Annotated in this window: 28 protein-coding genes; 17 read left to right on the forward strand and 11 right to left on the reverse strand. The window is 58.8% G+C overall.

What is annotated here, in order from left to right:
* Nucleotides 1–96: 96 nt before the first annotated feature.
* A complete protein-coding gene (gene pepN, locus BM352_RS08820; protein ID WP_090215489.1) occupies nucleotides 97–2649 on the reverse strand; it encodes an aminopeptidase N in 2553 nt (850 codons plus the stop codon).
* A 116-nt stretch (nucleotides 2650–2765) separates the two neighbouring features.
* Here pepN and BM352_RS08825 point away from each other — a divergent pair, with 116 nt between their 5' ends.
* The 5 genes from BM352_RS08825 (at nucleotide 2766) to BM352_RS08845 (ending at nucleotide 6845) form a co-directional block, all read left to right on the forward strand.
* Nucleotides 2766–2969 carry a hypothetical protein gene (locus BM352_RS08825; protein WP_090215493.1) on the forward strand — a complete coding sequence of 68 codons (204 nt, stop codon included), beginning with the start codon at nucleotides 2766–2768 and terminating at the stop codon, nucleotides 2967–2969.
* 75 nt (nucleotides 2970–3044) lie between these two features.
* Nucleotides 3045–3200: a DUF2256 domain-containing protein gene (locus BM352_RS08830; protein ID WP_090215495.1), complete on the forward strand. Its 156-nt coding sequence runs from the start codon at nucleotides 3045–3047 to the stop codon at nucleotides 3198–3200.
* 108 nt (nucleotides 3201–3308) lie between these two features.
* On the forward strand, nucleotides 3309–5468 hold the full coding sequence (locus BM352_RS08835; protein WP_090215499.1) for a malate synthase G: 2160 nt from the start codon (nucleotides 3309–3311) through the stop codon (nucleotides 5466–5468).
* Between the two features lie 39 nt (nucleotides 5469–5507).
* A complete protein-coding gene (locus BM352_RS08840) occupies nucleotides 5508–5936 on the forward strand; it encodes a GlcG/HbpS family heme-binding protein (protein ID WP_090215502.1) in 429 nt (142 codons plus the stop codon).
* 132 nt (nucleotides 5937–6068) lie between these two features.
* The gene (locus BM352_RS08845) at nucleotides 6069–6845 is read left to right on the forward strand and encodes a gamma-glutamyl-gamma-aminobutyrate hydrolase family protein (RefSeq protein WP_090215506.1); all 777 of its coding nucleotides are present in this window, start codon (nucleotides 6069–6071) and stop codon (nucleotides 6843–6845) included.
* Here the strand turns inward: BM352_RS08845 and BM352_RS08850 are convergent.
* The 4 genes from BM352_RS08850 to BM352_RS08865 all read right to left on the reverse strand — a co-directional run bounded on the left by BM352_RS08850 (nucleotide 6842) and on the right by BM352_RS08865 (nucleotide 10694).
* Nucleotides 6842–7132 (reverse strand): SCP2 sterol-binding domain-containing protein, encoded by a 291-nt coding sequence (locus BM352_RS08850; protein WP_090215510.1) that lies wholly within the window; start codon nucleotides 7130–7132, stop codon nucleotides 6842–6844. The two genes, BM352_RS08845 and BM352_RS08850, sit on opposite strands and share 4 nt — an antisense overlap.
* A 72-nt stretch (nucleotides 7133–7204) precedes the next feature.
* Entirely contained in the window at nucleotides 7205–8800 is a 1596-nt protein-coding gene (locus BM352_RS08855; RefSeq protein ID WP_090215514.1) for an ATP-dependent DNA ligase, read from the reverse strand.
* On the reverse strand, nucleotides 8797–9678 hold the full coding sequence (locus tag BM352_RS08860; RefSeq protein ID WP_090215518.1) for an alpha/beta hydrolase: 882 nt from the start codon (nucleotides 9676–9678) through the stop codon (nucleotides 8797–8799). The genes BM352_RS08855 and BM352_RS08860 overlap by 4 nt, the downstream gene beginning before the upstream one ends.
* On the reverse strand, nucleotides 9675–10694 hold the full coding sequence (locus tag BM352_RS08865; RefSeq protein ID WP_090215521.1) for a ligase-associated DNA damage response exonuclease: 1020 nt from the start codon (nucleotides 10692–10694) through the stop codon (nucleotides 9675–9677). The genes BM352_RS08860 and BM352_RS08865 overlap by 4 nt, the downstream gene beginning before the upstream one ends.
* 88 nt (nucleotides 10695–10782) lie before the next feature.
* Between BM352_RS08865 and BM352_RS08870 the strand changes: the two genes are divergently transcribed.
* The 5 genes from BM352_RS08870 to BM352_RS08890 all read left to right on the forward strand — a co-directional run bounded on the left by BM352_RS08870 (nucleotide 10783) and on the right by BM352_RS08890 (nucleotide 14479).
* Nucleotides 10783–11544 (forward strand): HpcH/HpaI aldolase family protein, encoded by a 762-nt coding sequence (locus tag BM352_RS08870; RefSeq protein WP_090215523.1) that lies wholly within the window; start codon nucleotides 10783–10785, stop codon nucleotides 11542–11544.
* A gap of 128 nt (nucleotides 11545–11672) precedes the next feature.
* Nucleotides 11673–11831, forward strand: a complete 159-nt coding sequence (locus BM352_RS18960) for an RSP_7527 family protein (RefSeq protein WP_175500652.1) — start codon at nucleotides 11673–11675, stop codon at nucleotides 11829–11831.
* A 169-nt stretch (nucleotides 11832–12000) separates the two neighbouring features.
* Entirely contained in the window at nucleotides 12001–12672 is a 672-nt protein-coding gene (locus BM352_RS08880) for a DUF6778 family protein (RefSeq protein ID WP_090215531.1), read from the forward strand.
* 56 nt (nucleotides 12673–12728) lie between these two features.
* Nucleotides 12729–13940 (forward strand): RSP_2647 family RNA methyltransferase, encoded by a 1212-nt coding sequence (locus BM352_RS08885; protein WP_090215536.1) that lies wholly within the window; start codon nucleotides 12729–12731, stop codon nucleotides 13938–13940.
* A complete protein-coding gene (locus BM352_RS08890; RefSeq protein WP_090215538.1) occupies nucleotides 13940–14479 on the forward strand; it encodes an RSP_2648 family PIN domain-containing protein in 540 nt (179 codons plus the stop codon). The genes BM352_RS08885 and BM352_RS08890 overlap by 1 nt, the downstream gene beginning before the upstream one ends.
* Here the strand turns inward: BM352_RS08890 and BM352_RS08895 are convergent.
* Entirely contained in the window at nucleotides 14476–15168 is a 693-nt protein-coding gene (locus BM352_RS08895) for a M48 family metallopeptidase (RefSeq protein ID WP_090215542.1), read from the reverse strand. The genes BM352_RS08890 and BM352_RS08895 overlap by 4 nt on opposite strands.
* 233 nt (nucleotides 15169–15401) lie before the next feature.
* On the opposite strand from BM352_RS08895, the gene BM352_RS08900 reads away from it, so the two are divergent.
* Together BM352_RS08900 and BM352_RS08905 are read left to right on the forward strand one after the other, a co-directional pair.
* Complete coding sequence (locus BM352_RS08900; protein ID WP_090215545.1) at nucleotides 15402–15704, forward strand: hypothetical protein; 303 nt, start codon at nucleotides 15402–15404, stop codon at nucleotides 15702–15704.
* 336 nt (nucleotides 15705–16040) lie between these two features.
* Nucleotides 16041–16340, forward strand: coding sequence for a hypothetical protein (locus tag BM352_RS08905; RefSeq protein WP_090215550.1), 300 nt, complete (start codon nucleotides 16041–16043; stop codon nucleotides 16338–16340).
* An 867-nt stretch (nucleotides 16341–17207) separates the two neighbouring features.
* Here the strand turns inward: BM352_RS08905 and BM352_RS08915 are convergent.
* The 4 genes from BM352_RS08915 to BM352_RS08930 form a co-directional block, all read right to left on the reverse strand.
* On the reverse strand, nucleotides 17208–18398 hold the full coding sequence (locus BM352_RS08915) for a vWA domain-containing protein (RefSeq protein WP_090215558.1): 1191 nt from the start codon (nucleotides 18396–18398) through the stop codon (nucleotides 17208–17210).
* Nucleotides 18398–18571, reverse strand: a complete 174-nt coding sequence (locus BM352_RS18965; protein ID WP_090215562.1) for a hypothetical protein — start codon at nucleotides 18569–18571, stop codon at nucleotides 18398–18400. Before BM352_RS18965 ends, BM352_RS08915 begins: the two co-directional genes overlap by 1 nt.
* A gap of 6 nt (nucleotides 18572–18577) precedes the next feature.
* Nucleotides 18578–19942: a DUF2927 domain-containing protein gene (locus BM352_RS08925; RefSeq protein WP_090215568.1), complete on the reverse strand. Its 1365-nt coding sequence runs from the start codon at nucleotides 19940–19942 to the stop codon at nucleotides 18578–18580.
* 266 nt (nucleotides 19943–20208) lie between these two features.
* Nucleotides 20209–21078, reverse strand: coding sequence for an AAA family ATPase (locus BM352_RS08930; protein ID WP_090215572.1), 870 nt, complete (start codon nucleotides 21076–21078; stop codon nucleotides 20209–20211).
* A 185-nt stretch (nucleotides 21079–21263) separates the two neighbouring features.
* Here BM352_RS08930 and dksA point away from each other — a divergent pair, with 185 nt between their 5' ends.
* Both dksA and BM352_RS08940 read left to right on the forward strand, forming a co-directional pair.
* Nucleotides 21264–21686, forward strand: a complete 423-nt coding sequence (dksA, locus tag BM352_RS08935) for an RNA polymerase-binding protein DksA (protein WP_090215575.1) — start codon at nucleotides 21264–21266, stop codon at nucleotides 21684–21686.
* A 106-nt stretch (nucleotides 21687–21792) separates the two neighbouring features.
* Complete coding sequence (locus BM352_RS08940) at nucleotides 21793–22353, forward strand: LysE family translocator (protein ID WP_342713600.1); 561 nt, start codon at nucleotides 21793–21795, stop codon at nucleotides 22351–22353.
* On the opposite strand, the gene xth is transcribed toward BM352_RS08940, so the two are convergent.
* Nucleotides 22350–23132, reverse strand: coding sequence for an exodeoxyribonuclease III (xth, locus tag BM352_RS08945; RefSeq protein WP_090215583.1), 783 nt, complete (start codon nucleotides 23130–23132; stop codon nucleotides 22350–22352). The two genes, BM352_RS08940 and xth, sit on opposite strands and share 4 nt — an antisense overlap.
* Before the next feature lie 230 nt (nucleotides 23133–23362).
* On the opposite strand from xth, the gene BM352_RS08950 reads away from it, so the two are divergent.
* From BM352_RS08950 to BM352_RS18785, 3 genes are all read left to right on the forward strand, one after another.
* Nucleotides 23363–23641 (forward strand): hypothetical protein, encoded by a 279-nt coding sequence (locus tag BM352_RS08950; protein ID WP_090215587.1) that lies wholly within the window; start codon nucleotides 23363–23365, stop codon nucleotides 23639–23641.
* Nucleotides 23642–23821: 180 nt separating this feature from the next.
* Nucleotides 23822–24025: a hypothetical protein gene (locus BM352_RS08955; protein WP_139229808.1), complete on the forward strand. Its 204-nt coding sequence runs from the start codon at nucleotides 23822–23824 to the stop codon at nucleotides 24023–24025.
* Between the two features lie 160 nt (nucleotides 24026–24185).
* On the forward strand, nucleotides 24186–24371 hold the full coding sequence (locus BM352_RS18785; RefSeq protein ID WP_139229809.1) for a hypothetical protein: 186 nt from the start codon (nucleotides 24186–24188) through the stop codon (nucleotides 24369–24371).
* Nucleotides 24372–24399 lie beyond the last annotated feature (28 nt).

The raw sequence follows: 24399 nt of genomic DNA on the forward strand, positions 1-24399 counted from the left end.
CCAAGGCACCAAGAATGGCCAGTAAAACTGGCTTGTTCTTCGTCTCGTTGCTTATGTTCCGCCATCGGTAACAGGGGTTTGGGCTGAACTAAGACCTTAGGCGTTCAGAATTCTTGTCACCATTTCCGACAGGTCACCGCTCAGTTTAGGGGCGGCTTTGATCCGCTCCAGTGCGTCGCGCATCATGCCTTGGCGGTCGGCGTCATAGCGTTTCCATGTCTCGTAGGCGGTGGACATGCGGGCGGCGGTTTGCGGGTTCTTGGCATCAAGCTTGATCAGCCAGTCCGCCAGTAGCGCGTAGCCAGAGCCATCGGGCGAATGGAAGCCCGCCGTGTTGCCCGCCAATGCACCGAACACCGCGCGGAAACGGTTGGGGTTGGTCATGTCGAAATCGGGATGCTCGGTCAGTGCTTTGGCCATCTTAGGGGCGGCGTCGAGCTTGGCGAACATCACCTGCATGGAGAACCACTTGTCCATCACAAGGCGGTCGTTCTTCCATTGGTCGTAGAAGGCTTGGTTTTGCTCTTCGCCGACCTCAGCGCGCAACAAGCATCCCAAAGCCGAGAGTTGCTGGGTCATGTTGTCAGCGGTTGCGAATTGCTTGGCCGCCTGCGCGCCGCCGTCAAGACGCGACAGCATGGCGAGGGCGGCGTTGCCCCAGTCTCGCTTGCCCATATCCTCAGCCACAGGGCGGTAGGGCCCATCGATCTGCATCTCCGCGTAGATGCGCGGCAGCAGGTCTTGCAGGGATTGCGAGATGGACAGGTTGAAGGTCTGGGACGCAAGGAAAATCTTGGTCGGGTCCGGCGTTACGCCAGCATCAACGAGCGCTTGTTGGATGTCGTCATTGGACGGACCGGAAAAGCACAGCGCCTTGAAGTCGGGGGCGAGCGTGTCGTCACGGGCCACGGCCTCCAGCGCATCAAGATAGGCTTGATCGGGCGTGGCATCCTCGGTGACCATGCGGACCAACACATCACGGCCCAGTGCGCGACCAGACTCCCATTTGTTAAACGGGTCGGTGTCATGGGCCAGCAGAAATGCGCGTTCCTCGTTGGATTGGTCGCGCTCCAAGATGATTGGCGCGGAGAAGCCTCGGTTGATGGAAGGCACAGGCTTTGCGTCAAGACCGGTGAAGCGGAACTTGTGGATTTCGTCGGTGACCTCGCAAATTCGGGTCGCTTGGATTTCCTCGCCTGCGTCATTCAACAATCCCACGGCGATTGGGATGACGCGCGGATCCTTGGTGTCCTGTCCGGGCGTCGCGGGCGTAGATTGTGTGAAGGTCAGCGTGTACGTGCCGTCCTTATAGCTTTCGCCGACTTTGACACGCGGTGTGCCTGCTTGTTGGTACCACAGCTTGAACTGGGTGAGGTCGCGGCCGGTGGTGTCCTCGAAGCATTTCAGCCAGTCCTCGATGGTGCAGGCCTGCCCGTCATGGCGGGTGAAATAAAGCTCGCAGCCTTTGTAATAGGCGTCGTCTCCGATCAGGGTCTTGAGCATGCCGATCACTTCGGCGCCTTTCTCATAGACGGTGGCGGTGTAGAAATTGTTGATCTCGACAAAGCTCTCGGGCCGGACGGGGTGCGCCAGCGGTCCGTTGTCTTCGCGGAACTGGCGGGCGCGCAATTGCAGAACGTCATTGATGCGCTCGACCGCGTGACCGCGTGTGTCGCCCGAGAATTGTTGATCGCGGAAGACGGTCAGACCCTCTTTCAGACAAAGCTGGAACCAGTCGCGGCAGGTGATGCGGTTTCCGGTCCAGTTATGGAAATACTCATGTGCGATGATCGTCTCGATCCGCGCGAAATTGCCATCCGTCGAGGTGTCGGGCGAGGCCAGAACGGCAGAGCTGTTGAAGATATTCAGCCCCTTGTTTTCCATTGCACCCATATTGAAATCATCGACAGCAACGATGTTGAACAGGTCGAGATCATATTCGCGGCCATATACCTCTTCGTCCCATGTCATCGAGCGCTTCAGGGCATCCATACCAAACGCGGTTTTGTGCAGATCCCCGTCGCGCACATAGATGTTCAGATCCACATGGCGGCCCGATTTCGTAGTGAACGTGTCGTGCAAGTTGACCAGATCGCCTGCGACCAACGCGAAAAGATAGGCGGGTTTGGGCCATGGGTCGTGCCACTTCCCATCGCCTAGGTCGTTGCCGTTGGACAGCTTAACCTTCTCGGACCCCTCGATTGTCACAGTGAAAACACCCATCACGTCGGGGCGGTCGGGGTAGTAGGTGATTTTGCGGAAACCCTCAGCCTCGCATTGGGTGCAATACATGCCTTTCGACATGTAGAGCCCCTCCAGCGCGGTGTTGGTGGACGGGCTGATTTCGACCTCGGCCTCCCAGATGAAAGGCGCATCTGGGGCTTGCGCGGTCAGGCCCAGATCAGTGACTTTGGCCTGCGCGTCTTTGCCATCGATGGTAGCGGAGATCAGTTTGAGCTGTTCGCCATGCAGGTAGAACGTTTTGTCGACCGCATCAGGGTTTGGACGGAATGCGATTTTCGACAGCACACGGGTCGCGGTCGGGTCCAGCTTGAAAGTCAGATCTACTGTGTCGACCAGATATGCGGGCGGTGTGTAGTCGCTCAGGAAGATTTCCAAGGGGGGAGTGGCAGGGCTGGCGTCTTTCATGGGGGCTCCGTTCGACAAATCAGGGAACTTATGTCGCGCCGGCACGTTATGTCTGTGAAGCAAGCCGCGCAACCGCATAGCGCGTGCCGCACAGATACAACGGAAGGAGACCACCAATGTCGTCGCCAAACACCAATCTGGAGAAACAGAAAACCCGTCACGCCGGACCGCTATCCGGAATGGGCGCAGGTCTGCTGTTTGCAGGGGTGCTGTTCGTCGCGCTGATCGGCTGGACTGTCTATCAAGGCGGGGAGCCAGACGGCGCCGAAGTTCAAATTGATGGTCGCACCGGAGAAGCATCCGTGGTTGTGACTGAGTAGTTCCCCTCGAGCATCATCGCAACTATGGGCCGGTCTGCCATTGGCAGGCCGGTTTTTTGTTATAAATCATGTCTCATGAGCCGTATGCGCAAGAAATCTGATCTGCCGGTGAAAACCTGCGCGACCTGCGGCAAACCCTTCGCATGGCGCAAGAAATGGGCCTCCGTCTGGGACGAGGTGCGCTATTGCTCTGACCGGTGTCGCACGAACCGGAACTCAAAGCCCTCTTGATATTGGTAATTTTATTTTACCAAACTTGTTGCCTATCGGAAACTTTTTTTCTAGATAGCTTACGACTGTATTCAGGCGCTCACCCCGCCCAGCGAAAGGGACCCCAAGATGACCGAAAGCTCCGTTACGCGCAAAGACAAGCACGGATTGAAGGTGGACAGCCAGTTGGCCGAGTTCATCGAAACCAAGGCGCTTCCCGGCACGGGGGTTTCTGCTGACGACTTCTGGAAAGGCTTCTCGGAGATCGCCCACGAGTTGGGGCCCCGCAACGCAGAGCTGCTCGAAAAGCGCGAAACGCTGCAAGGGCAGATCGACGGCTGGCATGTGGCGCGCCAAAATCAGGTGCATGACCATGCCGCCTACAAAGCCTTCCTGACCGAAATCGGATATCTGCTGCCCGAGGGCGACGATTTCCAGATCGACACTTCGAATGTGGACCCTGAAATCGCATCTGTCCCCGGACCGCAGCTGGTGGTGCCCATCACCAACGCGCGCTACGCGCTGAACGCTGCGAATGCGCGCTGGGGCAGCTTGTATGACGGGTTCTATGGCACCGACGCGATGGGCACCCCCGCGCCAAAGGGAGGCTATGATAAAGGCCGCGGCGCGAGGGTCGTGGCCCGTGCGCGGGTCTTCTTGGATGAGGCGTTCCCGTTGGAAGGCACCAGCCACGCCGACGCGCGGCGTTATCATGTGAGCGGCGGCGCGTTGCTTGTAGACGATATGCCACTGGCCGATCCGTCAAAGTTCGTGGGTTACAAAGGTCACCCTAAGGCTCCGAGCGCTGTGTTGCTGCGCAACAATGGCCTGCATGTGGAGCTGGTATTTGACCGAACGCACCTGATCGGCAGCCATGACCAAGCAGGTTTGGCTGATGTCCGCATGGAAAGCGCTGTGTCGGCGATTATGGATTGCGAAGACTCGGTCGCCTGCGTGGACGCCGAAGATAAGGTGCAAGCCTATTCCAACTGGCTGGGCCTGATGCAGGGCGATCTTGAAGAGGTCATGGAGAAGGGTGGCAAAACGATCACCCGCAAGCTGAACGACGATCTGACATACACCGCGCCAGATGGCGGCGAACTGACAGTCAAAGGTCGCGCCTTGATGCTGGTGCGCAATGTGGGCCACCTGATGACCAACCCTGCCGTGCTCGACCGTGACGGCGGCGAGGTCTTCGAGGGCTTGATGGATGCGATGGTCACGACGCTGATTGCCATGCACGATTTGCAAAAGACCGACGGCCTGCGCAACTCGCATCACGGTTCCGTCTATGTCGTGAAGCCAAAGATGCACGGGCCGGAAGAGGTGGCGTTTGCCGACGAGATTTTCACCCGCGTGGAAAAGGTTCTGGGCCTGCCTGCGAACACCGTGAAACTGGGGATCATGGACGAAGAGCGCCGCACGACGGTGAACCTCAAGCAATGCATCCGCGCCGCCAAGTCGCGCGTCGCGTTCATTAACACCGGCTTTCTCGACCGCACGGGCGACGAGATCCACACCTCAATGGAAGCGGGGCCGTTCTCTCGCAAGGATTTCATCAAGCGCAAGGCTTGGATCGGCGGCTACGAGAACCGCAACGTCGATATCGGTCTGGAATGCGGCCTGTCTGGCCGCGCGCAGATCGGCAAGGGCATGTGGGCCATGCCCGACCTGATGGCGGCAATGCTGGAGCAAAAGATCGAACATCCTAAAGCTGGCGCAAACTGCGCTTGGGTTCCGTCGCCCACCGCCGCGACACTGCACGCGCTGCATTACCACAAGGTGGATGTGTTTGCCGTGCAGGCGAAGCTGAAAGCGGGTGGTCGCCGTGCGCATGTGGAAACCATCCTCGACATTCCGCTGGCCACTTATCGGATGTGGACCGAAGACCAGATCATGCGCGAAGTCGAAAACAACGCCCAAGGTATTCTGGGCTATGTCGTGCGCTGGATCGATCAGGGCGTCGGCTGCTCCAAAGTGCCGGATATGAACAATGTGGGCTTGATGGAAGACCGCGCCACCTGCCGGATTTCCAGCCAAGCGCTGGCCAACTGGCTGCATCACGGTGTGGTGTCCGAGGAGGCCGTCATGGGCGCCATGCAGAAGATGGCCGCCGTGGTCGATGAGCAAAACGCGGGTGACCCGAGCTATACGCCAATGGCCCCTGGGTTTGACGGGATCGCGTTCCAAGCGTGTTGCGATCTGGTGTTCAAGGGCCGTGTTCTGCCCTCCGGCTATACCGAGCCTGTGCTGCATGCTCGTCGTCTGGAATTGAAAGCCAGCCTGTAACGGGCCGGCCCTGATACACAATTTGATAGGAGGCCCGAAATGGCTGGAGTTTCTCTGAACAAGGCACGCACGATTGTGCGCAAGGCGCTGGCAAAGGGCCAAGAACTTGAGCTGAAACCGCTCTCGGTCGTGGTGCTGGATGCGGGCGGTCATGTCCAAGCGTTCGAGCGCGAAGATGGCGCGTCCCCGGGCCGTTTCGATATCGCGCGCGGCAAAGCCTACGGCGCAGTGATGCTGGGCATGTCCGGCTCTGCACAAATGGCGCGGGCCGAGCAGCAGGCTTACTTCATGAATGCGGTGAACGGTGTCTTTGGCGGCGCTGTCATTCCGGTCCCCGGTGGCGTGCTGTTGCGCGACAAGAAGGGTGACGTGATCGGGGCCGTGGGCGTGACTGGCGACACCTCCGACAATGACGCAATTGCCGCGATGGCGGGGATCGAAGCTGCCGGATTAATGGGCGAAGCCTAAGCTCCCGCAACGTCACCTGCCTAAGACGTGTGCTAATTGCCCGCGTGCAGAGCTTCTGTGCGCGGGCGCATCTATACCTGCGAAGTCACTTGCGCTAGACAGAGCGTGAAGATTTAGCGGAGTTAAAGAGTTATGGCACGCCCCGTAGTTGGCATCATTGGCAACTCGTACCTGATTAATGACGAATATCCGGCCCATGCCGCAGGCAGCATGAATTGCAAGGCCGTTGCAGAGGTCGCGGACGCGCTGCCGATGATTGTGCCGTCCTGCCCCTCTCTGACCAATGTCCAAGACCTGCTGGACGCCTGCGACGGGTTCCTGTTCACCGGCGGTCGCCCGAACGTCCACCCCGAAGAATATGGCGAGCCGGAGACAGAGGCCCACGGTGCCTTTGACCGCTCACGCGACCGGATCGCCTTGCCGCTGATCCGTGCTTGCATTGAACGTGGGCAGCCAATTTTCGGCGTTTGCCGCGGCTTCCAAGAAGTGAACGTCGCTATGGGCGGCACGCTGTACCCAGAAATCCGCGATCTTCCGGGCCGGATGAACCACCGTATGCCGCCCGACGGCACGCTGGAAGAAAAGTTTGAACTGCGCCACATCGTGAGCTTCACCGAGGGCGGGCCTTTCCATCAGTTGATGGGCGCGCGCGAGGTGATGACCAACACGCTGCACGGGCAGGGGATCAAAACCGCCGGTGAGCGCGTGGTAGTCGACGGGCTGGCCCCCGACGGCACGCCAGAGGCGATCTACATCAAGGACGCGCCGGGGTTCAGCCTGTCGGTGCAATGGCACCCTGAGTACCGCGCGGCGGAAGACCCTGTGTCGCGACCGCTGTTCAAGGCCTTCGGCGACGCCGCCCGCGCGTGGGCCGCAGGCGAGCGGCCGCAGGTGCTGAGGTCGGCCTAGGAGGTCAGGATTTCGCTGACCTTCAGGGCCCGCATCTGGTTCCCATCCACCTTCAGTTTGCCCGTCATAACGGCGGTGATCGGGTTTTGATCCCCGTCCAGAATGGCGCGGAACACTGCTTCGCTGGCTTTCAGGGTGACGTCTGCATCAGCATCTGATTGCACCGCGCCGTCTTCCGACAACACAACCGATCCTTGGTCGGTAATCACCAATTTGGCAGTGCCTTTGATGGCGCCTTTGGCCTTTTCGTGCAAAAGGGCGGTAAGGGCGTCGAGGTGGGTGGTCATGGGATGGCTCCGGCAAGGTGACGTTCGCGTCAGTTTCGCCGCGTCAGCCGTCTTGGCAACAAAAACGTCGCGTCATCCGTAGGTGGCCAGCATGTCCTTGAGATCATCCAGAGTATTGGCCTCTTGAACGGGTTTGTCATGCCGCCAGCGCAGCATCCGCGGGAAGCGCAGGGCGACGCCGGACTTGTGGCGGGGGGAGGCTTGGATGCCCTCGAACGCGATCTCGAACACATGCTCTGGCGTCACCTGCCGCACGGGGCCAAAGCGTTGAAGCGTATTCTTTTTGACCCATGCGGTGATCTTGCGGAATTCGGCGTCGGTCAGGCCGGAATAGGCCTTGGTAAACGGGGTCAATTCGTTGCCGTTCCATACTGCGAAGGTGAAATCGGTATATAGCCCCGCGCGTCTGCCGGATCCTGCCTGCGCGTAGATCATTACCGCGTCGATGGTCAGCGGGTCGACCTTCCACTTCCACCAATCCCCTTTTTTGCGGCCCGCCAAATACGGACTGTCGCCCTTCTTGAGCATCAAGCCTTCGGAAAGGTTGTCGCGCGAAGTGTCTCGGATGGCGGCGAGGTCGCCCCAAGTTTGGAATGGCAGTTGCCTGGACAGCCGCAAAGGCGCGTCTGCGGGGAGGGCGTCGATCAGCGCCGATAGCTGCGCACGGCGTGCATCCAGAGACTGGGCGCGCAGATCTTCGCCGCCATGTTCCAGCAAATCGTAGGCGTATAGGATCACAGGCGCGTCTTTCAGCAGCTTTTTGGGCACTGTCTTGCGTCCGATACGCTTTTGCAGGGCGTTGAAACTTTGCGGGGCGTTGGCGTCGTAGTCCCATGCCAAAAGCTCCCCGTCGAATACGGTTCCGTCTGGGATGAAATCGGGGGCGATGGCGAATTCGGGGAAGCGGTCGGTGATCAACTCCTCCCCGCGTGACCACAGGTAGGGTTGGCGCTGGCGGATAATCAACTGGCCGCGAATGCCGTCCCATTTGCGCTCCGCCCGCCAATCGGAAGGGGCGCCAAGTGCGTCGAAATCCTCCAACTGGTAAGCCAGATAAAACGGGTAGGGCTTGGACGCGTCAGCCTCGGGGTCATCGGCTTCGATCAGGTCGTGAAACGAGGTCGTGGCGGGCGTCCAGTCCCCCATGAGGCGGTGGGCGAGGGTGGCTTCCTCGATGTCAGTCGCCGTTGCCAACGCGCGGGTCATCAGCTTCTGGCTTACCCCGATACGCAGCCCGCCGGTGATCAGCTTGTTGAACAAAAAACGCTCGATCGGGGGCAGGGAGGCCCAAGCATCAAGCACCACCTGCTTCTTGGCCTCGGGCTCCAAGCCGCCAAGATCACGCACGGTTTCCAGCCAGTCGGTGAGCGAGCGGTCGCTGGTGCCTGTTGCAGGAGGCAGGACAAGAGCGATGGTCTCTGACAGATCCCCGACGATGGGGTAGCTTTCTTCAAACAACCAGAGCGGGATATCCGCGACCTCTGCCGCCCATTCCCGCAGCAATGTTGTCGTCACGCCACGCTTGGGGCGACGACCGGAAAGCAGTGCAATGGTCCAAAGCTTGTCGCTGTCGGGCGCGGCGCGGAAATACGCGGCAAGTGCTGCCACCTTGGCGTTGGTCTTGGTGGTTTGGTCCAGCGCAGTGAACAGGTCGGCAAAGCGTTTCATGGCAGTTGAGCGTTCAAAAACGCAGCCATGCGCGCGACGGCTTCATCAGCCTCCGGGCTGCGGCCTGCGGCGAGTTGCCAGCCATGAGGCACGCCGTGCCACAGGTCCAGTTGCGCCTTGGGCAGCTTTTCCGACAGGGCGATCGCGTCGTCGCGCAATATCTCTCCCTCTGCCACCTGAATGAGTGCGGGGGGAAGGCCGGTCAGGTCGGCAAAATGTGGGGATACCTGCGGGTCGCGTGGGTCATGCCCGTCGAGATACAGGTTTACCGCGCGTTTGATCCATGTCGCGGGCAGCACCATGTCGGTATCGCGGAAAGTTTTGACGCTGGGTAGAGAGCCGGACAGATCCGTTACCGGCGAGAAGAGCCCAATCGCTGCGGGGAGCGGCAGGCCCGCGTCTCGCGCGCGGGTTAGGGTGTTGAGCAGCAGGCATCCACCCGCACTGTCGCCGACAAGCACAATCGTCGCGGGGTCGCCTTGATCAAGCAAGGCGCGATAGGCGGATAGGCAATCCTCTGGCGCCGCCGGATAAGGGTGGCGGTCCCCAAGGCGGTAGTCGGGCAAATAGGCGGTTGCGCCGATCTGGTCGGCAATACGCGCGGCCAGCCAGCGATAGTTCAGCGACGCGCCAATGGTGAAGCCGCCCCCGTGGATATAGAGCAGCGTATTTCCGGCTGCTTGCGGTGGGGTCATGCGCCGAGTGGGGATGCCTGCGAGCGATATATGCGCTTGCCGCGTTCCGCTGAGCGGTTTGATGGCGAAGGCCATGAGCGTCAAAGCCCCGTTCAACACCCGTTGGTTGTGGATATGGGCCAACATCGGCTTTTGCACATACCGCGCGAAGGCGTTGAAGGCTTTTTGCTCTTGCGAAATCATTCGGTGCCCTCCGTCTCCGTCGTATCGGCCGTATCCAGGCTTTCGCCCTCGTATTCGGTCTCGACCACGCCCGCATCGTAGCCTTGTTCGGTCAGCCAGCGGGAGAATTGCGAGGTGTAGCCGTGGGTGACAAAGACACGCTCCGCCCCCGTGGCCTTGATGGCGGCGTTCAGGCCGTCCCAGTCCGCGTGATCCGACATCACAAAGCCCCTGTCGGCAGACCGGCGGCGGCGGTGCCCGCGCATCGACATCCAGCCGGAGGCAAACGCGGTGGAGGCTTGCCCGAAGCGCCGCACCCATGTGTTGTTCATGGCTGACGGTGTGGCGAGAACCAGAGCGCCTCGGAGGGCTTTGAGGTCGGTCTCAGGGGTTACGCGGATTGTCTCGGGCAGTCGCAAGCCCTGAAGGCGAAGCACCTCGTTGGTGTTCTCGATGGCGCCGTGCGTCAGGATCGGGCCGATTGAGGTATCGACATTCGCGAGAATGCGCTGGGCCTTACCTAAGGCGTAGGCCCCGAGGATTGAAAAGCGACCCGCAGCCTTGTTTGCCGCCCACCATGCGTTGATCTGGGCGATTACGTCGTCCTGCGTGTCCCATTTGAAGACCGGAAGCCCGAACGTGCTTTCGGTAATGAATGCGTGGCAGGGGATAGGCTCGAATGGTTCGGAAAAGCCGTCATCAGTGGTTTTGTAGTCGCCGGACGCGACCCATACTTCACCCGCCACCTCAACGCGAATTTGGGCAGAGCCGGGGACGTGGCCGGCCGGATGAAACGACACCTTGGCCTCACCAATCTGGCGGGACACGCCGTAGGCGATCGTATCAAGCGTGATGTCGCCCAAGCGCAGCCGCATGACCGGGGCGGCGGCTTCGGTGGCAAGGTAGCTGCCATGGCCCCATCGGGCGTGGTCGGAATGGCCATGCGTGATCAGCGCACGGGGGACCGGACGCCACGGGTCGATATAGAAGTCCCCAGCGGGGCAAAAAATCCCCTCGGGGCGAAATTGCATAACCATACCCCCCAACGTAGCAGCCACGGGGTTGGTTGCCAGTCCTGCGATTTATCCCTCTTATGGGGGCAAACGTTTCAGGGAGCGACGAGACATGGGGTTTGCGAATTTTAAGGAACGGATGTTGTCCGGCGAGCAGCTGCTGGGCACGTTTGTCAAAACGCCGTCGGTTGAGATTATCGAGGTTCTAGCGGTGTCCGGTCTGGATTTCATTTGTCTGGACGCGGAGCATTCCTCTTGGGACCGGATGCGCATGGATGCCTGCCTCGCGGTGGCGCGGGCGCTGGACTTTCCAACCTTGGTGCGGGTGCCGTCGGCTGGTGCCGACGACATCCTGAAAGCGATGGATGCAGGCGCCGTGGGCGTCGTGGTGCCCCATGTGGACAGCGCCGAGAAGGCGCGCGCGGTGGCGAAGGCGACACGGTTCGGGCTTGGCGGACGTGGCTTTGCGGGCTCTACGCGTTGGGCGGGCTACGCGACGCGTTCTATGGCGGATGTGCTGGAGCAGTCCCGCCGTGAAACCGTGGTGATCGTCCAGATCGAAGAGCCGGAAGGCGTGGACGCGATCGCACAGATTGCGGGCGCAGAGGGCGTTGACGGCGTGTTCATTGGCCCTTCGGATTTGTCGGTGTCTTACGGTGAGACGTCAACCGACAATGACAACCTGCGCAATGCCATGACCACAGTCGGTGACGCGGCGCGCGAGGCGGGGATTACCTATGCCACTTGGGCGCCGGATGCCGCGACTGGTCGCTCGCTCGAACCATATGGGTTTACCATGTACGTTCTGGGGTCCGAGCTGTCATGGATCGTATCAGGCGCGCGGGCGGCCGCAGCGCAGATGCGTGAAGGATAACGTAAGGTCAAAGGGTTAGGCGGGAGATATGCAAATGCTGCATGGCGGCATTTCGGGTTTTGGGAGGTGTCGAGGCAGCATCGCTGACCTATCTTTGTATCAACGAACAGACAAACAGGACCCTAGATATGACCGATTTTGACTCCTCCCGTATCGACCTTGAAGCCATCGAGCTTGAAGCCCGTAAAATGCGTGCCGACTACACCGCCGCAATGATCGCTTCTGCCCGCGCTTGGATCGTTTCCAAATTCACGACTCCAGTATTGGCCGGCTCCAAAACCGCCTAATTCCATTGCCAAACTGCCCCGCTGGGGCGTAGCAATGCGCATTCAAAATCCCGGTTCCGCCATCAAAGCGGACCGGGATTTTCTCATTTTGGCCCGATTTCACAGTCATCCTGCCCTTAATCTCTAATAAACACGCGCGCCAGAACGGTGCGCTGGAAAGGCTGAGACAATGAAATTGACCAAGATGATCGCCGCCCTCGCTGTTGCCGTTGGACTGAGCGCCTGTGCCGGTTCAGGCCCGCTCTCCGAAACACCGACGCGGAATGCGCCTGACGCTGCCCCGGTTGTGGGTGCCGAGCTGACAGCGCAAAGCGCTGACTGGCGTCTTGCCGATGTGCGCGTCCAAGTGAGCGGTGACCTGCGTGTCTCCGAAGCGAACCGTTACTATCCTGTTGCGGATATTGTTTGGCGCGAGGACCCGTTCGGGGATCGCCGCGCGCAAGTGGCCAAAATCGTCGATGACGGCGTGACCGCTGGTCTGACGCATCTGAACGGTACGCGCCCTGTTTACTTTGATATCAACATGCATCGCTTCCACGCGCTGACGGAAAAGGCGCGTTATTCTGTGGGCGGCGTGCACAACCTTGTATTCACCCTGACGGTGATTGACGCGGCAACCGGTGTGGCGCTGCACGGCCCGATCGAAATGGTAGTTGACCTGAAAGCTTATGGCGGCGAGCAAGCCTTTGCCGCAGAGCGTAAGGGCCTGACCCAGAAAGTTCGCATCCAAAGCCATCTGGCTGGCATCATGCGCCAAAGCTTCAACGGTGGAGTTGAAATGCGCGTTGTGAGCAGCTCTGCCGTGAAGGGCCGCGACATCAACACCGGTGTGATCCAGTAAGGTCAAGATGCACAGGCGGGCTTTCGCCTGACAAAAATACCGACTAAGGGGAGGATATGACATCTTCCCCTTTTTCCGTTTCACCCTATCCCGTAATCCGCCTGAAGCCGAAGGCCAACGCCAACACCATCCGTGGTGGCGCCCCTTGGGTCTATGCAGACGAATTGGTCACCGACCGCCGCACGCGGCGTCTGGAGCCCGGGTCATTGGCGATCCTGGAAGATAGTGACCGCGAGCAGATCGCCGTCGTCACCATCAACTCTGAATCGAAAATCATCTGCCGCGTCATGGACCGCGATCCCGCCGCCGAGCTGGATCAGGATTGGCTCGTGACGCGCGTGCGCCGCGCCCTCGCCTTGCGCGACCATCTTTATGACGCCCCGTATTACCGGCTGATCCATGCAGAGGCTGACGGCCTGCCGGGCGTTATTGTGGACCGCTTCGGCGATGTGCTGGTGATGCAACCGAACGCCGCGTGGGCCGAGACCGCCTGCGACGGTCTGGCTGCGGCATTGGTCGAGGTCACTGGTGCCACCACCGTGATCAAAAACGCAGCAGGTCGCGCACGCGGGTTGGAAGGTCTGGACGACGTGTCCACGACATTGGTTGGCGGGCATGAAGGCCTGATCGACGTCCCGATGAACGGCGCAACTTACATGGCCGACGTAGTCGAAGGCCAAAAGACCGGCCTGTTCTTTGATCAACGCGACAATCACGCATGGGCCGCCAAGCTGCCACGTGGCGGGCGGGTGCTGGATGTGTTCTCTCACGTCGGGGGCTTCTCGCTGGCCGCTTTGGCGGCGGGCGCGTCCTCTGCCGTCGCCGTTGATAGCTCCGAGCCCGCACTGGCTTTGGCAGAAAAGGGGGCCGAGGCCTCTGGCGTGGCGGAGAAGTTCTCCACCCGCAAAGGCGACGCGTTCAAAGTCATGGAAGCGCTGGCCCAAGAAGGCGAATTGTTCGACGTCGTCGTCGCCGACCCACCGGCCTTCGCGCCGAACAAGCAAGCGCTCTCAAACGGTCTGACTGCATATAGCCGCGTCGGGTCCATGGCGGCCAAGCTGGTGAAGCCGGGTGGCTATCTTGTGCTGTGCTCCTGTAGCCATGCAGCCGACCTGACCAAGTTCCGCCAAGCATCGTTGCGGGGCGTGGGTAAAGCAGGACGTCAGGCACAGATTATCCACACAGGCTCTGCAGGAGCCGACCACCCGCTGCACCCCGCCTTGGCGGAAAGCGGATACCTTAAGGCCATCTTCCTGCGGCTCGACTGATGCGTGCGCTGCTTGATGCCTGCGTGATATATCCCACCGTGCTGCGCGAAGTGCTGGTGGGATGCGCGGGCCTGGGGCTTTACGAGCCGCTCTGGTCGGAGCGCATTCTGGAGGAGTGGGCGCGCGCAACCGTGAAGCTGGGCGCTGACGCCGAGGTTCAGGCGCGTGGCGAGGTGGCCGTGCTGAAAGCGCAGTATCCCAACGCCAGCGTGCGCCCACGCGATGGGGACATGATACGTCTGCATTTGCCCGATGAGAACGACATTCACGTGCTGGCCGCTGCAATCGCTGGGTCCGCCGATGTGATCGTGACACTGAATGCCAAGGACTTTCCGCGCCAGACACTTGCCTTTGAAGGGCTCAAACGACAGAGCCCCGACGAGTTCCTTATGGAGCTATGGTTGGACACACCTGCAGCGGTAGAACAGGTCGTGCGCAATGTGCACAAGGTTGCCTGCGAAATGTCGGGCGAGGAATTGGCGTTGCGCGGTTTGATGAAGCGCGCGCGGCTGCCGCGGCTGGGCAAAGCAGTAGGTTAGGCCTGCGGGACGCCCCACTTCGCCTCTCGCGCCTCGATGGCGGCAATGCGTTCTTTGGTTTTAGGATGGCTGAGCAACCAAGCCGGTGTGCCGGAGCCGAGGCTGCCCGTCAGCGTGTCGAGTTTCTTGAACAGAGATTTTTGCGGTGCCGTGCCGATGCCAGCCTTGGTCAGCAAGGCAGACGCGTAGGCGTCGGCCTCGTATTCGTCACTGCGTGACAGACGGGCGGCGAGCATGGTTGTCAGCATATTTGCAATCCAGACCCCCACACCGGGCAGGAAACGGCCCAAAACCGTAGCCAGGGCCACGCGGATGGCGTTCTGGCCAGAGAAGTCGATCATCCGGCGGCGCGAATGGCCCAAGGCCACATGTCCAAGCTCATGCGCGATAACAGACGCCATTTCGGCGGCGGTGACAGAGCCGTCTTTATACTTGTTGAAAAAACCGCGCGTGATGAAGATGCGGCCGTCAGGTGCGGCAAGGCCGTTGATCGGCTCGATCTCGTAGATGTGCACCTTGATCGTTGGCAGGTCCAAAGCCATGGCCATGTCGAGGTTGAGACTGTCCAACTCCGGATCTTTCAGAAGCGACGACTGCTGGTCCAACGCGCGCGCGGTGTTCCAAGCGGAGAACTTATACATCACCAGCGCATAGATGATGGCGATCAGAATGGGCGTCAGCTTCAACATAGGACTGATATGGGGCGCATAGGGCAGGCTGGCAAGGTTATTCCCCTAGGGCGAGGCGTCCTTCGGTCCAGTTTGGTCACGAAAAATTCGGGCTTTTTCACAGGGCCGTGAGACGTGTGACACATGCGGAACGTTTCGCGGAAACGCGACGTTGAGGGGCATAACGAGGATGAAAGACGCCTCACCCAAATCAAGCAGGCGACAGGTCTGACAAATCGAAAGTGAGTACTAAAATGAAAACCATTATCGCAACCGCCATCGCCCTGACAATTTCTGCACCTGCTTTTGCGCAGGTATCTGACGCAGAGGCCTACTTCGCAATGAGCAATGACTCCGCAGCCGAGCGTATTGTGAACGAAACCTCGACCGGCGATGTGTATGAAGCGCAACTGCGCGGTGCATTGGCCAACGAAAGCGCCGCCGAGCGTATGGTCGAAAGCCAAGCAAATGAAGCGACACGCGCCGATGCGGATTTGCTGTCCTTCTTCGCCACCTCGAAAGACTCTGCAGCCGAGCGCGCAGCACGCATCGAGTAACATAGATCTACATACCGGCGTCCTCCCTCGCCGGTGACGAAGGGGCCTCTGGAATCAGAGGCCCTTTTTCGTGTTCTGATTCTTGTTTTTCAGGCGAGCATTTTACACCTGTTTCAGCCTTCTCACGGGTCGTGATCGGTTTCTCACGGGCGCGTTACGTCATGCGCGGGGGTAGATATTCATATGTGCATAGATGCGCAGAAATGGGGTGAAAATCCTACAAATCAGCGTTGAGGCGCGAAGGTGGATACCCCATATTAGTCTCATCAAACGGCAACACGCCAACACAAACATCGGGCAACAGCCTGAAAACAAAATGAAAAGAGAGTACATATTATGAAAACTATCATCGCAGCCGCAATCGCACTGTCCGTCTCCGCTCCCGTTTATGCAGCTCAGGTCAGCGACGTCGCAGCATTCTTCGCCGCAGACAATAACTCTGCCGCCGAGACCATCATCCGCGACACGTCGAACGGCGACATTTACGAAGCCCAGCTGGCTGGCGCAAAAGCCAACGACTCGGTCGCTGAAAGCACCGTTGACGTGACCGCTGGCCAAGCGACCAAAACATCCAGCGATCTGCTGTCCTTCTTCGCACTGAGCAACGACTCCGCCGCTGAGCGCGTTAACTACTAAGTTCCCTGATGGTCTTCTCCCAAGGCCAAAGGCCCCTCCGGAAACGGGGGGGCTTTTTTTGTGCGGAGTGTCTGCTTTGAGCCCAGCTTGACTGATGCTGCGCATTGCATGGATGACCAGAAAACGCGCATACCGGTCATTCATGGCAGCATGTTCTGTCTGACATACGACTCATAACCTTATTGTGGAACTCTGCTTCCGAGGTTCCACAGTTTTATCAGATATAGTATTATTACTGGGACAAAGGGCAGGCTGACCTCTAGCGGTACGTCCTCCATCACGGCGTAGCCAAAAACGTACAGTAAGCTGACCAAAAGAGCATAGGACGGGTAAGGCCATCGTCTTCCCAATCTGCGTGTGATCAATTCACTTAAGAATATCCACAGAATTCCCCATACACCGAAGGAAAAGAAATACAAAATAGTGAAGGACATGACCGCGAGCGGCTCGGCACCACCACCCAAAAGAATGAAGGAAACTGCAAACCAAGTTAGGCAAGAAAAAACTAAATACATGAACTCACAGGCACTTTTTTGAGCAGAAGACTAAAGTGCCGCTTCAATAGTTGTCAATATTACAAGAGGCTGACTTCTATGAATAGCCAACGGTTAGTATTTTCATCGAACAGAACAGACATTTGGCTGTACACGGCGAGCGGGCAATAGAACGGCAGGGCGGAGTTGGTCGACCGCATTGCAAAGGTAGAGCGGACATAGAGGCCAAAGCAGCAAAAGCCCGCTTCGTCCGCAAAGCGGACTTTAACCGAAGCCCGAGCCGGCAACCTCGACCTGTTTCCCCCAAACTCTACGATGATGGGCCACCCATTATTCACCAGCCAACTCCGTTGCACTGAACGGTGCTTGGCTTTTAGCCGCGGGTAAGGGCTTTCATGCCAGCCTCAATACCTTGCAGGGTCATCGGCACCATGCGGTCCGCGCCGAAGATTTGCTGGATCATGGTGATCGACTGGGTGTAGCGCCAGAAGCGTTGCTCTAGCGGGTTGATCCACAGGTGGCTGGGCCACTGGTCGCGGGCGCGTTCCAGCCAGACTTGTCCGGCTTCGGCGTTCATATGTTCATTTGCCCCGCCGGGGTAGGCGATTTCGTAGGGGGACATGGAAGCGTCGCCCACGAAGATACATTTGTAGTCGGGGCCGTAGGTGCGCAGGATTTCATGGGTCGGAATTTGATCGTTCCAACGACGGGAATTGTCCTTCCAGACGCCTTCGTAAAGGCAGTTGTGAAAGTAGAAATGCTCCAGATGCTTGAATTCGGTTCGGGCGGCGCTGAACAGTTCTTCCACCACACGGATATGTGGGTCCATGGAGCCGCCGATATCGAGAAACAGCAGGACTTTGACGGCGTTGCGCCGCTCGGGGCGGGTAACAACGTCCAGATAGCCATGTTCCGCTGTTGCACGGATCGTGCCGTTCAGATCCAGCTCTTCGGCGGCCCCGTCACGGGCCCATTTGCGCAGGCGTTTCAGCGCGACTTTGATGTTGCGCGTGCCCAGCTCGATCGTGTCGTCGAGGTTGCGGAACTCGCGCTTGTCCCAGACCTTCACTGCACGTTGATGGCGGGAGCCGTCTTGGCCGATGCGAATGCCTTCGGGGTTGTAGCCGTAGGCGCCGAAGGGGGAGGTGCCAGCGGTGCCGATCCATTTATTGCCGCCTTGGTGACGGCCTTTTTGTTCTTCCAGCCGTTTTTTCAGCGTTTCCATCAGCTTGTCGAACCCGCCCAACGCCTCGATCTCGGCGCGCTCTTTTGCGCTGAGATGCTTTTCGGCCATCTTGCGCAGCCAGTCTTCGGGGAGGTCCATCGCTTCCAGCACATCTTCAGGGCTGATCTGCTCAAGCCCTTGAAAGGTATGCGCAAAGGCGCGATCAAAGCGGTCGAGATGCCGCTCGTCCTTCACCATCACCGTGCGGGCGAGGTAGTAAAATCCGTCAATGTCATAGGTGACAAGCCCCGCCTGCATGCCTTCGAGGAAGGCCAGATATTCGCGCAAGCTGACAGGGATTTTAGCCGCCCGCAGATTGTCGAAAAAGGGCAGGAACATTAGGCTGCGACGGCGGCGCGGGCCAGATAGATGGCGACAAACAGGCCGATGAGGCCAAAGATGATGGCGAACCCGCCCGCATATTGCGCCATGTCCAGACGGTTTCCGCCTTTGCGTTTAGCCACGACCGCGCCAAGTAGCGCGCCGAAGAGCATACCAATTAGAGGGGCCATAAGTGCCTAGCTCCGTACCCGGCGGGGGGCCAATGCTTTGATCTCATTCAACCGCGCCCGCACATTGCGTTCCGAGCCGAAGCCATAGCGGCCCCATCCCAGACTGTCGAGCCTGACGCTGTGGGCCTCTTCGTCGCGGCCAGCGGCTTGTAGTGCCTCGGCCTTGATCATCAGAAGCGTTGCCAAAAGGGCGGCGTTGGAAGAGTTGCGGGCGGCGGGGATGCCTTCGTCGGTTAACCGGATTGCCACATCAAGCTGACCAGAGGACAGAGCAAAGGCCGCCATCTGGGTGTTGACATGGGCGGCATGAACGGAGGCGCCGTAGAGTTGTTTGTAGATGTTGCCGGATTGAACAAACGCGGAAATCGCGGTTTCAGGTTTGGTTGCCAGCGACACGCGGCCTTGCACGAAGAGCGAGAAGGCCAACCGGTTGTCTTTCCAGCCTTGCGCTTGGGCGATTTTCACCGCTTTGGCGGCCTGAGCAGCGCGTTGCGATTGCGATGTGCGGAGCGCCAGTGCGGATGTAATGGCGTCATTCCACTGCTTTGGCGTGCGATTTGCCCCTGCATTCGTCGCGCGGTTCCCACGAGGATTCAGTCGGCTCAATACCCCGGGCAGAACACGAGCGACCTGCCCACGAGTCATGCCGTTGCGCAGCTCCGGCGAATAGTATGCGCGCAGGATCAGCATGTCGAAGCCGGTCAGGATCGTGTGGAAATTGTCGTCGTTAAAGATGCTGTCGGGCAGCCGGTAAAGATCATTCAGCGGGCCAAGAGCCTGCGAGATTTCCTCGTGCAGGCAGTCGCGCACCTCTTGAGGGGAGACGTCGCTTGGGATGATAACGGTTGCCTTGGTCCGGTTGGACAGGCGCGTCCAGTCGGTTGTGCCATTGCCGCGATTGCGTTTGAACTGCGACCATCCGGTGACATTTGGAACCACGAAACACGCGGCTTGCGGGACAGCTTTTTGCAGGGTTTTGCGCGGGATCGCCTCGACAGTGATTTGAGCATCTTCGCCGCGCTTGGCGCGCGAGATATCGATGCCAGCCTCAGAGCGTAGGCGCCCCAGCAACCGCGCCAGATCGCCTTCGAGCGAGGCGGGTGCTTGACCGGCGACGGCCACTTTGATCGGGCCTTCAAATCTGGTGAGCCATGGCAGCGGGCGACCGCTTTCCATTTGGAACGTCAGATCCAGAAAGTCCTGAGCAATTTGTAAATTTGGTCTGCTCACCCCACCGGCCCGTTGGCTGGAGAATGTTTTCATCGGGGGGAGCGACGTTGCGACGGCCGAGTTGCGTCCAGCCACCTCGTTATCGGTGGTTGGCACACAGGCGGCCAAGAGGCACAGAATCGGAACAGCTAAGCGGCGCATCAGACGGTTATACCTAGGTTTTCGCAACTTGGTGCGAAATTTACATAACCCGATGAATTCGTGGCGTTGTGGACACAATCAAGTGCACGGCAGCCCAATGGGTCGAAACCGTATCCAATGACGTTGTGCCGCAAAGGCAGCGTTACTCTTATTTCCACGGTGTATTCCCGCCTGTGCTCGATTGGGTCTGTATAAATAGTCCTATTAAGGCGCCATTTTGTGGCGAATTGGGCATTTTGCGGGCTATTGTTGCCGGTTCCGAAGTTTTAGCGTTGGCCGCGGGCCATGAAAGCCAATCTCTCGAATAGATGTACGTCTTGTTCGTTCTTTAACAAGGCCCCGTGCAGGCGGGGTAACGCAGACGTTCCATTCTGTTTCAAATCTTCGGCAGTTAGATCCTCGGCCAGCAACAGCTTTAGCCAGTCCAGAACCTCGGAGGTGGAGGGCTTTTTCTTCAACCCGCTGGTTTCGCGCAACTCATAGAACTGGGTGAGCGCAGCAGTCAGCAGGGCTGGCTTGAGGCCGGGGAAGTGGACCTCGACGATGGCACGCATGGTGTCCATATCGGGGAAGCGGATGTAGTGAAAGAAGCAACGGCGCAGGAAGGCGTCCGGCAGTTCTTTCTCGTTGTTCGAGGTGATAATAACGATGGGTCGCTGCCGCGCCTTTACCGTCTGGCCAGTCTCATAGACGTGGAATTCCATCCGGTCGAGTTCTTGAAGAAGGTCGTTGGGAAATTCAATGTCGGCCTTGTCGATCTCATCAATCAAGAGAACACATTTCTCTTCGCGTTCAAAGGCTTGCCAGAGTTTCCCGCGCTTGATGTAGTTCGCCACATCATGCACTTTTGCATCCCCGAGCTGGCTGTCGCGCAGCCGCGAGACCGCGTCATATTCGTAAAGGCCCTGTTGCGCCTTGGTGGTAGATTTGATGTGCCACTCGATCATTTCCAGCCCAAGCGCGTCGGAGACCTGACGGGCCAGTTCCGTCTTGCCGGTTCCAGGCTCGCCTTTGACCAGCAAAGGACGCTCCAGAGTTACAGCGGCATTCACGGCCACCGTCAGATCGTCGGTCGCGACATAGCTGTCGGTTCCGGTGAACTTGAGGGGGCGTGCAGGTGTCGTCGTGGAATCCATAAGCAAAACAAGCCTCTGTGACGCGGGGTTGAGAAAGAAAAAAGTGATCGCGCTCCCTCTTTTAACTCCCCTTATCTGCGTGACAAGGGGGGGAGCTTCGGTTACGAGGACGCAGGGAAGTTTAAGCTGAACGTGTTTTTGAGTCGCACTTAAAACCACTTACAGCGTGAGAGTGAGGAACTGGGATGAAAGCCGAAGCATTTCTGCCCGATGATTATCGCCCGGCCGAAGATGAGCCATTTATGAATGAGCGTCAGACCGAGTATTTTCGCCGCAAACTGTTGGATTGGAAGGCTTCCATTATGGAAGAGACCGCCCAGACCATCGAAGGCATGAAAGACGGCACACGCAACATTCCGGACGTCGCTGACCGTGCCTCGGAAGAGACCGACATGGCGTTGGAACTGCGCACCCGCGATCGCGAGCGCAAACTGATCTCGAAGATCGACGCAGCCCTGCGCCGCATCGACGAAGGTGAGTATGGCTATTGCAGCGAGACGGGCGAGCCCATTTCGCTGAAGCGCCTTGATGCGCGTCCAGTCGCCACAATGAGCCTTGAAGCCCAAGAGCGTCATGAGCGCCGCGAGAAAATCCACCGCGACGATTGATAATTTCTGAACAGTTGTTCAGTGTGAAAGCCGCCGGTGCCGCAACGCGCCGGCGGTTTTTCTTTGAGAGCTTGCCGTGCTGAATTTTGCCGCCGCCATCTTTTTGTTGATTATCACTCCGGGGCCGGGGGTTCTGTCTCTTGCCGGCGTGGGGGCGGCGTTCGGCTTTCGGTCCGGCCTGCGCTACCTGACGGGGTTGTTCATCGGCACCAACCTTGTCGCGCTGGCAGTGGTCACGGGCCTTGGCGCGCTGGTTCTGGCCAATCCGGTGATCCGGCTGGTGCTTCTTGGCGCTTCTACTTGCTATTTGCTCTATCTTGCCGCCCGGATCGCGTTGGCAGGGTCCAACATCGCCTTCTCACCCGCAACGCGCAAACCCGGGGTGAGGGACGGGTTGCTGCTCCAGGCCGTGAACCCCAAAGCCTATGTGGTCAATACCACGCTGTTTTCCGGTTTTCCGATCTTCCCAGAGGCCTACGGTCTGGAAGTGGCGACCAAGTTCCTGATCATCAATGTGATCTGGCTGGCGATCCACTTCCTGTGGCTTTGGGCGGGGAGCGCTGTGAAACGAATGGCGCTGCCGCCACGAACCCAACGGATCATCAATGTGGGCATGGCGCTGGCGATGCTGGTCGTGGTCGGGCTGGCCGCATGGAGTGCGTTTTAGGCTGCAAGCTCCACCCAGACCGGCACGTGATCCGACGGCTTTTCGCGGCCACGGTATTCCTTGTCGATCTGACAGTCCTTGAGCAGGTCTGCCGCCTGTGGGGTGAGCAGCAAGTGGTCTATGCGGATGCCGTCATTTTTGTTCCACGCACCGGCTTGGTAGTCCCAGAAGCTGTATTGCTCTGGCGCAGGGTTTCGGGTGCGGAACGCTTCGGTAAAGCCGAGATTCAGGATACGGCGATAGGCCGCGCGGCTTTCGGGATGAAACAGGGCATCATCGCGCCACGCATCGGGGCGGGCGGCGTCGATGGCTTGAGGGATGATGTTGTAGTCGCCCGCCATCATCGCAGGTATTTCTGAAGCGAGCAGTTCTTGCGCGCGGGAGTGCATCCGCTCCATCCATGCAAGCTTGTAGTCGAATTTGGGGCCGGGACGCGGGTTGCCGTTGGGCAGGTAGAGTCCGCAAAGGCGGACGGGGTGCGTCTCGCCCATTACCGTGGCTTCGATCCAGCGGGCCTGTTCGTCGCTGTCGTCGCCGGGCAGGCCGCGTGTTACGTCTTCCAAGGGCAGTTTTGACAGGATCGCGACCCCGTTAAAGCTTTTCATGCCGTGCGTTTCGACATTGTAGCCCATGTCCTCGAAGTGCTCGCGCGGGAAGCCTTCGTCGACGGTTTTGATTTCCTGCAACAGCGCCACGTCGGGCTGCGTTTCTGACAACCAATCCGTCAGAGCGTTGAAGCGAGCCTTAATGCCGTTGATATTGAATGTCGCAATTTTCATGGTTCAGGCCCCCTTTAGCGCCACTGGTATCAAGCATGCAAAGGGCAGGGGCAAGAGGGGAGCCTGCCCTTGGGACCTAACGAAGGCACCACATCTGCACAATTTTTGAGCAGTCGGCTTGCGAGGCCGTTCAATATGGGCCGATATGGCAAGTTTTCCCCGCAGTGTCACAGGCGCGCAACCAGTATAAGGTCGTTAGGAATCGCTATCCGCCAATTCGGGAGTCCGCAATGCTGAAGTTTTTGTTTCGAGGTCGTGAAAAAGATGTTGTGGTGGAAACCCAGCGTCAAAGCTTCGAGCGCATTGTGTCGGAGTTGAACGCAGCCATTGACGGGCTGTCGGTCAAACCGCGCATCACTTTGGACCCCGCTACCGGACATGTTGATCTGCATTTGCCCGAACAGTTGCCCGATGAGGCATTGGCCTTGCCAGCGCCAACGGACGAGGCCGAGCAGGTCACAGAAGAAACCGCCGAACCCGAGAACACGGCGGAAAGTAAGGTCGCCTGACAGGTAATTCTGCAAGTGACGTCTGAGCGGCCACGCCAGGGTGCACCGGCGTGGCCGTTTTTTTGTGTCAATATTTTGTGCTGAGTTGGGGACTCAGAACCCAAAATGACCGCGCGCCTGCCCTATTCGCGCCCCGATTCCAGATCATTTCATAAGGCGACCAATTTGAAAGGGAACGCCATGAACCGCCTGATACCCCTCGCCCTGGCCGCCACGATGGCGCTGGCTGGCGCAGCAAGCGCCAAAACGGTGAAATACGTTGAAACCGTCACCCGTGCGGACGGATCGCGGATTGTCACGATCACGACGGTTCTTATGCCGTCCGATATCGTTGTAACCCGCGCATCTCTTGAGCGGTCGCTGTTGCGCTCCAACCTGCGCTAAACGGTAAAACATAGCCTTACAGCCCGTCTTTGTGGCTGAAAGGACACAACCGATCTGCTGATTCGGGGGGCAATGTCATAATTGCGCCCCTTTTCTGTGTTCTGTTTCTACAAACGAAATCAATAATTAATAAAAAACAAAACACTGCATGAGGCAGACCATGAGAGTAGTACTGGTGTTGGGTGCCGTATTGGCGCTGACAGCCTGTGGCGTTCCCGAATCTGAGGACGTTCAGGCTTCCCGTGGGGCCATTCAAGGGCTCTATTTCATCCCTTTCGATCCTGAAGTTCTGGAGAATTCGCCAGCTTGGGACGCCGCTTTGGAAGAATACAAACGCGAAATGTGAGGGTGAAGACACTCTAGAGATGCGGGGC

The sequence above is a fragment of the Litoreibacter janthinus genome (assembly GCF_900111945.1).
Taxonomy (GTDB): Bacteria; Pseudomonadota; Alphaproteobacteria; order Rhodobacterales; family Rhodobacteraceae; genus Litoreibacter; species Litoreibacter janthinus.

Excerpts from the sequence above, each read along its gene's own strand:
- pepN (WP_090215489.1), bottom strand. The coding sequence starts at position 2,649 with ATGAAAGACGCCAGCCCTGCCACTCCCCCCTTGGAAATCTTCCTGAGC.
- BM352_RS08825 (WP_090215493.1), top strand. The coding sequence starts at position 2,766 with ATGTCGTCGCCAAACACCAATCTGGAGAAACAGAAAACCCGTCACGCC.
- BM352_RS08830 (WP_090215495.1), top strand. The coding sequence starts at position 3,045 with ATGAGCCGTATGCGCAAGAAATCTGATCTGCCGGTGAAAACCTGCGCG.
- BM352_RS08835 (WP_090215499.1), top strand. The coding sequence starts at position 3,309 with ATGACCGAAAGCTCCGTTACGCGCAAAGACAAGCACGGATTGAAGGTG.
- BM352_RS08840 (WP_090215502.1), top strand. The coding sequence starts at position 5,508 with ATGGCTGGAGTTTCTCTGAACAAGGCACGCACGATTGTGCGCAAGGCG.
- BM352_RS08845 (WP_090215506.1), top strand. The coding sequence starts at position 6,069 with ATGGCACGCCCCGTAGTTGGCATCATTGGCAACTCGTACCTGATTAAT.
- BM352_RS08850 (WP_090215510.1), bottom strand. The coding sequence starts at position 7,132 with ATGACCACCCACCTCGACGCCCTTACCGCCCTTTTGCACGAAAAGGCC.
- BM352_RS08855 (WP_090215514.1), bottom strand. The coding sequence starts at position 8,800 with ATGAAACGCTTTGCCGACCTGTTCACTGCGCTGGACCAAACCACCAAG.
- BM352_RS08860 (WP_090215518.1), bottom strand. The coding sequence starts at position 9,678 with ATGATTTCGCAAGAGCAAAAAGCCTTCAACGCCTTCGCGCGGTATGTG.
- BM352_RS08865 (WP_090215521.1), bottom strand. The coding sequence starts at position 10,694 with ATGGTTATGCAATTTCGCCCCGAGGGGATTTTTTGCCCCGCTGGGGAC.
- BM352_RS08870 (WP_090215523.1), top strand. The coding sequence starts at position 10,783 with ATGGGGTTTGCGAATTTTAAGGAACGGATGTTGTCCGGCGAGCAGCTG.
- BM352_RS18960 (WP_175500652.1), top strand. The coding sequence starts at position 11,673 with ATGACCGATTTTGACTCCTCCCGTATCGACCTTGAAGCCATCGAGCTT.
- BM352_RS08880 (WP_090215531.1), top strand. The coding sequence starts at position 12,001 with ATGAAATTGACCAAGATGATCGCCGCCCTCGCTGTTGCCGTTGGACTG.
- BM352_RS08885 (WP_090215536.1), top strand. The coding sequence starts at position 12,729 with ATGACATCTTCCCCTTTTTCCGTTTCACCCTATCCCGTAATCCGCCTG.
- BM352_RS08890 (WP_090215538.1), top strand. The coding sequence starts at position 13,940 with ATGCGTGCGCTGCTTGATGCCTGCGTGATATATCCCACCGTGCTGCGC.
- BM352_RS08895 (WP_090215542.1), bottom strand. The coding sequence starts at position 15,168 with ATGTTGAAGCTGACGCCCATTCTGATCGCCATCATCTATGCGCTGGTG.
- BM352_RS08900 (WP_090215545.1), top strand. The coding sequence starts at position 15,402 with ATGAAAACCATTATCGCAACCGCCATCGCCCTGACAATTTCTGCACCT.
- BM352_RS08905 (WP_090215550.1), top strand. The coding sequence starts at position 16,041 with ATGAAAACTATCATCGCAGCCGCAATCGCACTGTCCGTCTCCGCTCCC.
- BM352_RS08915 (WP_090215558.1), bottom strand. The coding sequence starts at position 18,398 with ATGTTCCTGCCCTTTTTCGACAATCTGCGGGCGGCTAAAATCCCTGTC.
- BM352_RS18965 (WP_090215562.1), bottom strand. The coding sequence starts at position 18,571 with ATGGCCCCTCTAATTGGTATGCTCTTCGGCGCGCTACTTGGCGCGGTC.
- BM352_RS08925 (WP_090215568.1), bottom strand. The coding sequence starts at position 19,942 with ATGCGCCGCTTAGCTGTTCCGATTCTGTGCCTCTTGGCCGCCTGTGTG.
- BM352_RS08930 (WP_090215572.1), bottom strand. The coding sequence starts at position 21,078 with ATGGATTCCACGACGACACCTGCACGCCCCCTCAAGTTCACCGGAACC.
- dksA (WP_090215575.1), top strand. The coding sequence starts at position 21,264 with ATGAAAGCCGAAGCATTTCTGCCCGATGATTATCGCCCGGCCGAAGAT.
- xth (WP_090215583.1), bottom strand. The coding sequence starts at position 23,132 with ATGAAAATTGCGACATTCAATATCAACGGCATTAAGGCTCGCTTCAAC.
- BM352_RS08950 (WP_090215587.1), top strand. The coding sequence starts at position 23,363 with ATGCTGAAGTTTTTGTTTCGAGGTCGTGAAAAAGATGTTGTGGTGGAA.
- BM352_RS08955 (WP_139229808.1), top strand. The coding sequence starts at position 23,822 with ATGAACCGCCTGATACCCCTCGCCCTGGCCGCCACGATGGCGCTGGCT.
- BM352_RS18785 (WP_139229809.1), top strand. The coding sequence starts at position 24,186 with ATGAGAGTAGTACTGGTGTTGGGTGCCGTATTGGCGCTGACAGCCTGT.